The organism is Paenibacillus sp. FSL H7-0331 (genome assembly GCF_001956045.1).
In genome coordinates, this window is the sequence record NZ_MRTH01000043.1 from 51,596 (window position 1) to 60,920 (window position 9,325).

The following is a 9,325-nucleotide window of genomic DNA, read 5'->3' on the forward strand; positions in this document are numbered from 1 at the left end:
TGGGTAATGCTAGAATGAGTTTCACAAAAGTACAAATATAATAGTTTGGTGGCTGAGATTATGGATATACCACTAGCGCAATTAGAAGCGCAGAAACTGACTGAGTTGTATCAGTTAGCTAAAAAACATCAAATTCCTTCCTACGGCACTTTGAAAAAGAAAGAACTCATATTTGCTATTTTACGGGCCCAGGCAGAGAAAAGCGGTCTGATGTTCATGCAGGGTGTACTCGAAATTTTGTCCGACGGCTTCGGGTTTTTACGTCCTATCAACTATCTGCCCAGTACAGAGGATATTTATATTTCCGCTTCGCAGATTCGTAAATTTGATTTAAGAAGCGGTGACCTCGTATCTGGAAAATGCAGACCTCCTAAGGAAAACGAACGTTATTTCGGATTGCTCCAGGTAGAAGCTGTCAATGGCGAAGATCCGGTAACAGCTGCTGAGCGCCTTCATTTCCCGGCGCTAACTCCGTTATACCCGGAAAAGAAAATTTTGCTGGAAACTTCTCCAACGCATCTATCGACTCGCCTTATGGATTTGCTAGCACCTGTAGGACTGGGACAGCGCGGATTGATCGTAGCACCTCCCAAAGCCGGTAAAACGTTACTGCTGAAGGAAATTGCCAACAGCATTTCGACCAATCATCCGGAGATCGAGCTGTTCGTGCTTCTTATTGACGAGCGCCCGGAAGAAGTAACAGATATGCAGCGTTCGGTTAAGGGCGAAGTTATTGCCTCAACTTTTGACGAGCTTCCCGAGAATCACATCAAGGTCGCTGAGCTTGTGCTTGAAAGGGCCATGCGTTTAGTTGAACACAAAAAAGATGTCGTCATTTTGATGGATAGTATTACACGGTTGGCTCGTGCCTACAATTTGGTAGTTCCACCATCTGGCCGTACATTGTCTGGCGGTATTGATCCGGGTGCTTTTCATCGTCCCAAACGTTTCTTCGGTGCTGCGCGTAACATCGAAGAGGGTGGCAGCCTGACGATTTTGGCAACGGCACTCATTGAGACTGGTTCCCGTATGGATGATGTCATTTATGAAGAATTTAAAGGTACAGGTAATTTAGAGCTGCATCTGGATCGCAAATTGGCCGAGCGTCGTATTTTCCCGTCAATCGATATGCGTCGTTCAGGAACACGTCGTGAAGAAATGCTCTTAAGCAAAGATGTGCTGGATAAAGTATGGGCAATTCGCAAGAGCATGAATGAATCACATGAATATGTAGAAGCTTTTATCAAGAAGCTGGTTGATACCAAAACGAATCAGGAGTTCCTGGACACACTGGAAAAACTGGGAAATGGCTCTAGCAAACCGCCGGTTAGCAGTAATTCCTCGTCGTCCGTGAATAAGCCTTTGGCTAACGGTTCCGCCTCTTCCGCGGTAAGTAAGCCATCATCCAATGGGAGTATGAATACTTCTTCTGCAGTAAGTAAGCCGCCGTCCACGAGCAGCGCTTCATCCGCAGCAAGCAAGCCGACAACCTCCAGCAGAACCTCGTCAGCAATAAGCAAGCCATCATCTGGCAGAAGCAGTGCTGCTTCGTCAGCAAGCAAATCATCCGTCAGCACCAGCAGTTCTACCACAGGTTCGGCTCCGTTGTCTTCCAGCAATGAGGACACCTTGTCCCCTACGCCGAATACAACTACCAAGCGTGTGAAGAATTCTGCGTCGTAATTCAACAGGTTAGGAGTACAATGCTATGAATTTAGTCTACGCCGACCTCGACGGGAACTTATTTGACCATCCCGATTATATTGCGCTTGGTCGCAATGGGGATATGGTCACTGATATTATGGAAGATGAGTTAATTCCATTGCCTGAAGGGGCAACCATGGTTAGCTTGCCTTTTACCAAGCCGATCGGGATAAATCTGAAATCCGGAGACATGCAGGTTGTTCCCGGTAACGTACAGGCGGTTGGGGCGCTGTTACCACAAGGTTTTACACGATTGCTAATTCCAAGCTATGTGAAGTCGGATGCAAGCAAGTTGCTTCCTTTATTCGGTTATACAGCGGTTGTTTGGAAAGATGGAGGGTTTTATGTAGCCGCACATGCGACAGACGATCCCGAACCATGGAATCCGCGTAACTGTGATCCGGCAGAGCTGGAAGTTCAGGTACAGCAATTTCTTCAGCAATACGGTGACAATCGGGTATTCCAGCATCTGTCCAAATGTGCGTTGGAATACGAATGCCTAACCGCATCGAATACATTTTTAAACCGTCTGGAAGGGTCGATACCAGTTTCCTTTTCCTGTAATGCCGGTTGCTTTGGCTGTATATCGGAGCAGCCTGATGATAGCGGCTTCCTTGCACCACAGACGCGTATGAACTTCAAGCCGACTGTCGATGAAGTCGTACAGGTTATGCTCCAGCATCTAAAGACGCCGGATAACATCGTGAGCTTCGGCCAAGGCTGCGAGGGAGAACCATCTACCCAGGCGCCTACCATTATCGAGGCGATCAAGCGAGTTCGGCAGCAGACGGACGCTGGTTACATTAACATCAATACTAATGCCGGACTAACGGATCATATTCGGGGTATCGTGGATGCAGGCTTGAATCTGATGAGAGTCAGCACGATCAGTGCGCTGGATGATCACTATAATGCTTATTATAAGCCGCGCGGCTACACACTCAAAAATGTGGAAAAATCGCTGCGTTATGCTGCTGATAAGGGTGTAATCACTTCAATTAACTATTTGATCTTCCCGGGAGTTACGGATCGTGAGGAAGAGATTGAAGCGATGATCGAGTTTGTGCGTCGTACCGACTTGAAGCTGATCCAGCTGCGCAATTTAAATATTGACCCGGAAAGCTATTTACAGTTGATCCCCAAGGCACAGGGTGAGCTATTTGGTATGAAGCAAATGCTGGAGATTTTTGAACAAGAGCTTCCCGATGTTATTTTGGGCTCCTATACACATTTGCCTGAATCATTAAAACAAAGAAGATACTTGCAACAATCTCAGTAGTCATGCTATAATCTGCTCATGTGTTCAATTAGAACTCTGATTCACATGGTGTTTCAGGGCAAAAGAGGTGAAAGAAATGAAAGAAGCTATCCATCCGACTTACCACAACACAACAATTTCTTGTGCTTGCGGCAATGTTATCGAAACAGGTTCGGTTAAAGCTAATCTTCGTACTGAAATTTGCTCTTCCTGCCATCCTTTCTACACTGGTAAACAAAAGTTTATCGATGCTGGCGGACGTGTTGATAAATTCAAAAAGAAATACGGCGTATAATTCGGCCTATTTCCACTATTTTATTGCATAAACCCACCTCCTGTGGCAAACCTAAGAGCGAAAGCTTTTAGACCATGCTGCAGGAGGTGTTTTTATGTTCAAATCTCATTTATTCAGATGGGCGTTGACGGGTGCATTGCTCATGATGCCCGTCGCGCTTGCGTCTTGTCAGAAACAAAGCGCAGGGCCCAAGGTGCAATCGTACGCTCAGGATGGATTGCTTGGGATCAGTGACGTGAATCCGAACATGCCGATGAGTCCAACTTACCATACGTATGGGGAAGACACGAATCTGATGCAGGCAACGATCGACCAGGTACCTCATGTAATTGATTCCAATATTCGAATTAATGGACCTGTAGCTACTGTTAATATTCATGTTCCAGCAGAACTGACTGCTGAGGAAACGGCTGCAGTGGCGCGGGATGCACAAGACAAATTGACCAAAGCGATGCCAAGATACACGATGAAGGTTACGGTTTCCCGAAAATAATGACGGGTTGCTATTTCGCAATAAATCGACTATACTTATGTTTGCCGTGCTAGACGGGGAGGCAGCGGTGCCCTGTAACCCGCAATCCGCTACAGCGGGGTTGATCGCCTACATGCGGTATTGCGATGTGAGGTTTGGGTTTTAGAATCGGTGTTGAGAGCTGGGTCCTTCGCAATGGATGCCTGTGAATCCGGTCAGGTTCGGAAGGAAGCAGCCGTAAGTGGGATGTTTCATGTGCCGAAGGGTTGCCTGGCTTGAGTCGAGACTAAAAATTCCACTTGGATCGTAATATCAAAGTAGGTGCACGGTTATATCCAATTTATGTGACCAATAAGGTGTAACGAACATACGAGCATTATGAACAACCATTGTAATAGGTTGACTCATAGTGTTTTTTTGTGTTTTTAGAAGGAAAATGAAATATTTAGGAGAATTGTATACTAAAGTTAACTTGTTTTGGTAGTAAGGGGTGGAGCGATGCAGCATGAACTCAATTTATTACAGCAGTTTGCAGGCACTTTTTTAAAGGATATCAATATGGGGGTCTTTGTAATAAACACCGATTTTGAATTGGTGGATATTAGTGACATGGCATGCCGTGTATTAGGGTTGAAAAAAGAAGAGGTTATGAACCAATCGATGGATAGTATTTTTGTCGAGCTCCCTGCGGAGCACCGTTTAGTACATCGCAATATATTAGAAGGTATGGTCGTACGTAATCATGCGCTGTCATGGACTAACAATCAAGACCGGTATGAGTTGCTGCTTGATTCTAATGTGCTTCGTGATGAGCAGAACAAAATTGTCGGGGCTTATATCATTTTTAAAGATGTCACTAATCTGCGCTCATTGGAAGAGCAGGTACGTAGAAGTGACCGGTTGGCGATGATTGGGCAGATTGCAGCTGGCACGGCTCATGAGATTCGTAATCCATTAACGTCCATTAAAGGATTCCTTCAGATGCTGCGAAAAACGCTGCAAATTCACGGAATGGATCGTGAGAGCGGATTTGCCGATATTATGCTGGGTGAAATCAATCGTATTAACGAATTGGTTAGTGAATTTCTGCTATTAAGCAAACCGAAGAACGTAACGTATCAGTCGCTTGATATTTCTCAGGTTATTAAAGAAATGCTGCCGATCATTAATAATGAAGCTGTACTACATAGGGTCATTGTCAGATATGATGCTGCGGAAAAGCTGCCGCAGGTTATAGCGGATGGTGAGCTGTTAAAACAGGTTTTTTTGAACATATGCAAAAATGGCATCGAGGCTATGGTGGATGGCGGGCAACTGGTGTTGACAGAAAGAGTCGATGTGGAGGAGCGAATTGTAAGCATCGATATCCATGATTCAGGGCCCGGCATTCCGATGTTTGTCATTGATAAAATTTTTGATCCCTTTTTTACGACCAAGGATGAAGGTACTGGCCTGGGGCTGTCTGTGTGTCAACGAATTATCCATGATGTAGGCGGGCATATCCGTGTTTCCTCCAAAGGCTTCGGTACTACGTTTACGGTAGGAATCCCGTACCCGTAAGTACTTCATTCGCGTGGGTAAGTGTAGTATACTATAGAGGATGAACCACTATTGGAGCTGACGCTATGGCACATATCGCTTTATACCGAACGTGGAGACCGCAGGCTTTCCGAGATATTGTAGGTCAGAAGCATATCGTACAAACACTTCAAAATTCGCTGCGTGAAGGGCGGGTTACACACGCTTATTTGTTTAATGGTCCACGAGGAACAGGGAAAACGAGTGCTGCCAAAATATTGGCCAAAGCCGTTAACTGCCTGAGTGGTCCTGCTGAAGAGCCCTGCAACCAATGTGCCAATTGTATCCGTATTACGGAAGGTGCCGTGATGGATGTAGTGGAAATCGATGCCGCCTCTAATCGGGGGGTAGAAGAGATCCGTGATATTCGTGACAAAGTGAAATATGCACCTACCGAAGTTCGCCAAAAGGTGTATATTATCGATGAAGTACACATGCTGACAACAGAGGCATTTAATGCACTCCTCAAAACATTAGAAGAACCGCCTCCCCATGTGATGTTCATTCTTGCTACTACTGAGCCTCATAAGCTGCCAGCAACGATTATTTCCCGCTGCCAACGGTTTGACTTCCGGCGTGTTTCACTGGATGAACAGGTTGAACGTCTTCATCTGGTCTGTCAGGAAGAACAGATAGAGGCTGAGGAGAACGCCCTCCGCTTCATTGCCCGTTTGTCCGATGGCGGGATGCGGGATGCACTAAGCTTGCTGGATCAAATTATGGCATTTTCGGGTAAACGCGTTACGTATGATGATGTAGTATCGATTACCGGGGGAATGGCCTCAGATCAATTTCAAATATTGGTCGAGGCCATCAAGCGCCGAGATGTACCAGCCGTATTGCAATTAATTGACTCATTTATGCAAGAGGGCAAAAGCGCAGATAAATGTATGGAGAATCTGCTCTTCTATTTCCGTGATTTGCTGATGGTTAAGCTGGTGCCTGACTCACAGGCTGTCACGGATCGTATTCATGATGTCAAAGCGTTCGTATCCGTGGCAGCAGCGTTCACGTCACAGGAGCTCATTTCCATGATCGACTCGCTTAATTATTATCAGACAGAGATGAAGTACTCCGTTCAGCCGCAGACACTGCTTGAGGTTGCCTTGATGAAGCTTTGCAGTGTATCAGCAGCGGATTCAGGTGTAGCTGCAGCGTTGGAGTCGACTGGTACATTGCAGGCGACTGGAGAGTCGGCAGTCAGAGATCATGCGTCCGATGGGCTGGTAACCCAGCTAACCAGTCGGATTCAGCGTCTTGAGGAGCAGTTGGCTCAGCTGCTGAAACAGGGGGGTGGATCGTCCGCAGCGAGTTCGCACAGCGGCAGTAGTCCTTCGGGAACTGGCATGCGAACTTCGTCTAATCCCGCTGCCATGAAGAAAAGCGTTGAGAAGCTGGATGGCTACTTGCTTGGCAGGGAAGAACCGGAATGCAAGAACGTGCTTCAAAAGTGGGGGCAAGTATTGTCCCGCGTTAAAGAGCAAAAAATAACGATTCATGCCTGGCTCGTAGACGGAGAGCCGGTCTCGCTGCATAATGATAATGTATTGGTTGCTTTTAAAAGCGCCATGCATCGGGAGACGACCGAGAAGCCAGCTAACAAACCGATGATTGAACAGGTAATGGCTGAAGTAATGGGTAGACCGCTGAAGCTGGTTACCATTATGCTTAAGGATTGGAACGCTGCTTCAGATGAATCGAAGAATGTAGTCAGAAGTAAAGAAGAGCTCAAGCTTATCCCTGAGGGAGAACCTGATGCTCCTGCGAATGAACAATGGATCGACGAAGCCATTAAATTGTTTGGCGCCGATCTCGTAGAGATCAAGTCGGATTGATGAGCAAATAATTAAGGTACTTCATTTGAGGTATACAATGACACCTACATGACTGAGGAGCTGAATCGAATGAATAATATGAATCAAATGATGAAGCAAGTAAAAAAAATGCAAGAGCAAATGCTGAAAACTCAAGAGGAGTTGGCTCTTAAATCAGTTGAAGGAACAGCAGGCGGTGGCGTTGTCACGGTTGTCGTGAACGGCCAAAAGAAAGTAACCTCCATCTTGATTAAACCCGAGGCTGTGGATCCTGATGATGTCGAAATGCTGCAGGATCTTGTGTTGACAGCTATTAACGATGCCATGACCAAAGCTGAAGAGCTGGCCAACAAAGAAATGGGACGCTTAACCGGCGGCGTGAACATTCCAGGTCTATTCTAGTCTTCGAGTCCGATCACACTATAAGAGCGCGATCTCACAGGCGTTTCTCTATGAAGCGTCCTGTTTTTTATGATCAGGCTCTATAAGGAGCTATCCCTTTGTTTTATCCCGAACCGCTAGCGAAACTTATCGATGCCTTTTCCCGATTGCCGGGTATTGGACCCAAAACAGCGGCACGACATGCTTTTCATGTGCTGCGCATGAAGGAAGAGGATTGCATCGAATTTGCCAAAGCTTTAGTCAATGTCAAAAGAAATCTGCACTACTGCTCGGTATGCTGTAACATTACGGATATGGATCCATGCCGCATTTGTCAGGACAAAGGCAGGGACCGATCTATCATTTGTGTCGTTCAAGAGCCTAAGGACTTGGTTGCTATGGAGAGAACGAGAGAGTTTAATGGTTATTACCACGTTCTTCATGGTGCTATTTCTCCAATGGAAGGTATCGGTCCGGATGAGCTCCGCATAGCTGATTTGTTGAAACGTTTGGGTGATGAACAGGTTCAGGAGCTTATTCTTGCTACCAACCCCAACATTGAAGGAGAAGCAACCGCGATGTATTTGTCTAGATTGGTGCGTTCCTTTGGGCTTAAAGTTACCCGAATTGCTCACGGGCTTCCGGTAGGCGGAGATTTGGAATATGCAGATGAGGTAACGCTAACCAAATCGCTTGAAGGCCGTCGTGAAATATAAGCCCGCATTAGAAATGAGTATGAATTAAAGATTCAACCAACAAAAGTCTTGCAGGTCATTCCTGTAAGGCTTTTTTATGTTGTGACCATAGTTCTATTAATGCTATCGATTCCATACTTATAGAGTATAGGACAAACATGTTTAGTGGCGGCTGAGGGAGCTGGTGGACATGTTCGTCGTCTTATACATGTATGCTTAAGGAGGGATCGCATGGGAATGTGGGATCGTGTTACGCGTGAACAACGGAAGGCTATGCAGCTTCTTAACAGTGAAAAGATGCAATTGCTACAGGAAATTGAGAAGGCGCGCTTGGATTGGGTTACGGCTCAGCATCGTCTTGATATCGTCATTGAACATGATCAGATTGATTATGCGATCTATGCCTTGGAAGCTTCTCAGAAGCGCTTGGACATGCTGTTTAAACAAGCCAAGAGGATGAAGCTATCTGCGTGGGATGTCCGTAACAGTAAGAATGAGATTGTAACATTTAAATAAAGGCATAGCTTTTTGCTAATGAGATAGCTTGCTAAGGCAGCGATAACATTTTTATACAGTTAGCTGGCTGTGCAAAGCCTTGGGAGGGTGACATAAAGTACATGACGAAGCTATATTTACTGTGGGGGATACTTAGCATTTCGGTAATATTACTGATGATTATCTTGTTTCGCTATAGACAAGCTTTCCAATGGCTCGGATATCTTTGTTTTAATGTTGCATTAGCTGCTTTTTTATTGTATATTGTAAATCTGCTTGAAGGCTATACACAATTGGAAGTGCCTATAAACCCCGTAACTGTAGGAACAATAAGTGTTTTGGGTATACCTGGACTTCTCATGTTGGTTGCTTTGAAGCTGTGGATTGTTTGATAGTCTGGCTGAAAATCGTAAGTATCTTTTATTTTAAAAAAAGACTTGCATTAACTTCTGAAGTTGTGTTATATTAAAGAAGTCGCCGCTAAAAGAAATGCGATTAAAGCGGTAACGTATTAAAGTAATAAAAGTAGTTAATTAATAATGAATTTTGTAGCATTTGTCCTTTGAAAACTGAATCAACGAGTGAGTAAATAGCAGTACAAGAGAATGCAAATTCTCGTCAGCAGTGAATGAG

Annotated in this window: 9 protein-coding genes, 1 other RNA gene and 1 pseudogene; all 11 read left to right on the forward strand. The window is 45.3% G+C overall.

Going from position 1 to position 9,325, the window contains the following annotated elements; all coding sequences use genetic code 11:
- Positions 1–60: 60 nt before the first annotated feature.
- A pseudogene (gene rho / locus BK127_RS35380) lies at positions 61–1,407 on the forward strand (transcription termination factor Rho); the annotation flags it as partial.
- 301 nt (positions 1,408–1,708) lie between these two features.
- On the forward strand, positions 1,709–2,983 hold the full coding sequence (locus BK127_RS35385) for a radical SAM family protein (RefSeq protein WP_076237228.1): 1,275 nt from the start codon (positions 1,709–1,711) through the stop codon (positions 2,981–2,983).
- 76 nt (positions 2,984–3,059) lie between these two features.
- Positions 3,060–3,257, forward strand: a complete 198-nt coding sequence (rpmE, locus tag BK127_RS35390) for a 50S ribosomal protein L31 (RefSeq protein ID WP_076237230.1) — start codon at positions 3,060–3,062, stop codon at positions 3,255–3,257.
- 94 nt (positions 3,258–3,351) lie between these two features.
- Positions 3,352–3,750, forward strand: coding sequence for a hypothetical protein (locus tag BK127_RS35395; RefSeq protein ID WP_076237233.1), 399 nt, complete (start codon positions 3,352–3,354; stop codon positions 3,748–3,750).
- A 44-nt stretch (positions 3,751–3,794) separates the two neighbouring features.
- Positions 3,795–4,058, forward strand: an RNA gene (ffs, locus tag BK127_RS35400) — signal recognition particle sRNA large type.
- A gap of 169 nt (positions 4,059–4,227) precedes the next feature.
- Positions 4,228–5,289 (forward strand): ATP-binding protein, encoded by a 1,062-nt coding sequence (locus BK127_RS35405; RefSeq protein ID WP_076237234.1) that lies wholly within the window; start codon positions 4,228–4,230, stop codon positions 5,287–5,289.
- A 65-nt stretch (positions 5,290–5,354) separates the two neighbouring features.
- Positions 5,355–7,142, forward strand: coding sequence for a DNA polymerase III subunit gamma/tau (dnaX, locus tag BK127_RS35410; RefSeq protein WP_076237235.1), 1,788 nt, complete (start codon positions 5,355–5,357; stop codon positions 7,140–7,142).
- Positions 7,143–7,211: 69 nt separating this feature from the next.
- On the forward strand, positions 7,212–7,523 hold the full coding sequence (locus tag BK127_RS35415) for a YbaB/EbfC family nucleoid-associated protein (protein WP_076237237.1): 312 nt from the start codon (positions 7,212–7,214) through the stop codon (positions 7,521–7,523).
- A gap of 98 nt (positions 7,524–7,621) precedes the next feature.
- On the forward strand, positions 7,622–8,218 hold the full coding sequence (gene recR, locus BK127_RS35420; protein WP_076237239.1) for a recombination mediator RecR: 597 nt from the start codon (positions 7,622–7,624) through the stop codon (positions 8,216–8,218).
- A gap of 210 nt (positions 8,219–8,428) precedes the next feature.
- The gene (locus BK127_RS35425; RefSeq protein ID WP_076237241.1) at positions 8,429–8,713 is read left to right on the forward strand and encodes a DUF2508 family protein; all 285 of its coding nucleotides are present in this window, start codon (positions 8,429–8,431) and stop codon (positions 8,711–8,713) included.
- Between the two features lie 101 nt (positions 8,714–8,814).
- The gene (locus tag BK127_RS35430; protein WP_076237243.1) at positions 8,815–9,084 is read left to right on the forward strand and encodes a pro-sigmaK processing inhibitor BofA family protein; all 270 of its coding nucleotides are present in this window, start codon (positions 8,815–8,817) and stop codon (positions 9,082–9,084) included.
- Positions 9,085–9,325: the final 241 nt, after the last annotated feature.

Coding starts and splice junctions, on each gene's coding strand:
- BK127_RS35385 (WP_076237228.1), top strand. CDS start 1,709: ATGAATTTAGTCTACGCCGACCTCGACGGGAACTTATTTGACCATCCC.
- rpmE (WP_076237230.1), top strand. CDS start 3,060: ATGAAAGAAGCTATCCATCCGACTTACCACAACACAACAATTTCTTGT.
- BK127_RS35395 (WP_076237233.1), top strand. CDS start 3,352: ATGTTCAAATCTCATTTATTCAGATGGGCGTTGACGGGTGCATTGCTC.
- BK127_RS35405 (WP_076237234.1), top strand. CDS start 4,228: ATGCAGCATGAACTCAATTTATTACAGCAGTTTGCAGGCACTTTTTTA.
- dnaX (WP_076237235.1), top strand. CDS start 5,355: ATGGCACATATCGCTTTATACCGAACGTGGAGACCGCAGGCTTTCCGA.
- BK127_RS35415 (WP_076237237.1), top strand. CDS start 7,212: ATGAATAATATGAATCAAATGATGAAGCAAGTAAAAAAAATGCAAGAG.
- BK127_RS35425 (WP_076237241.1), top strand. CDS start 8,429: ATGGGAATGTGGGATCGTGTTACGCGTGAACAACGGAAGGCTATGCAG.
- BK127_RS35430 (WP_076237243.1), top strand. CDS start 8,815: ATGACGAAGCTATATTTACTGTGGGGGATACTTAGCATTTCGGTAATA.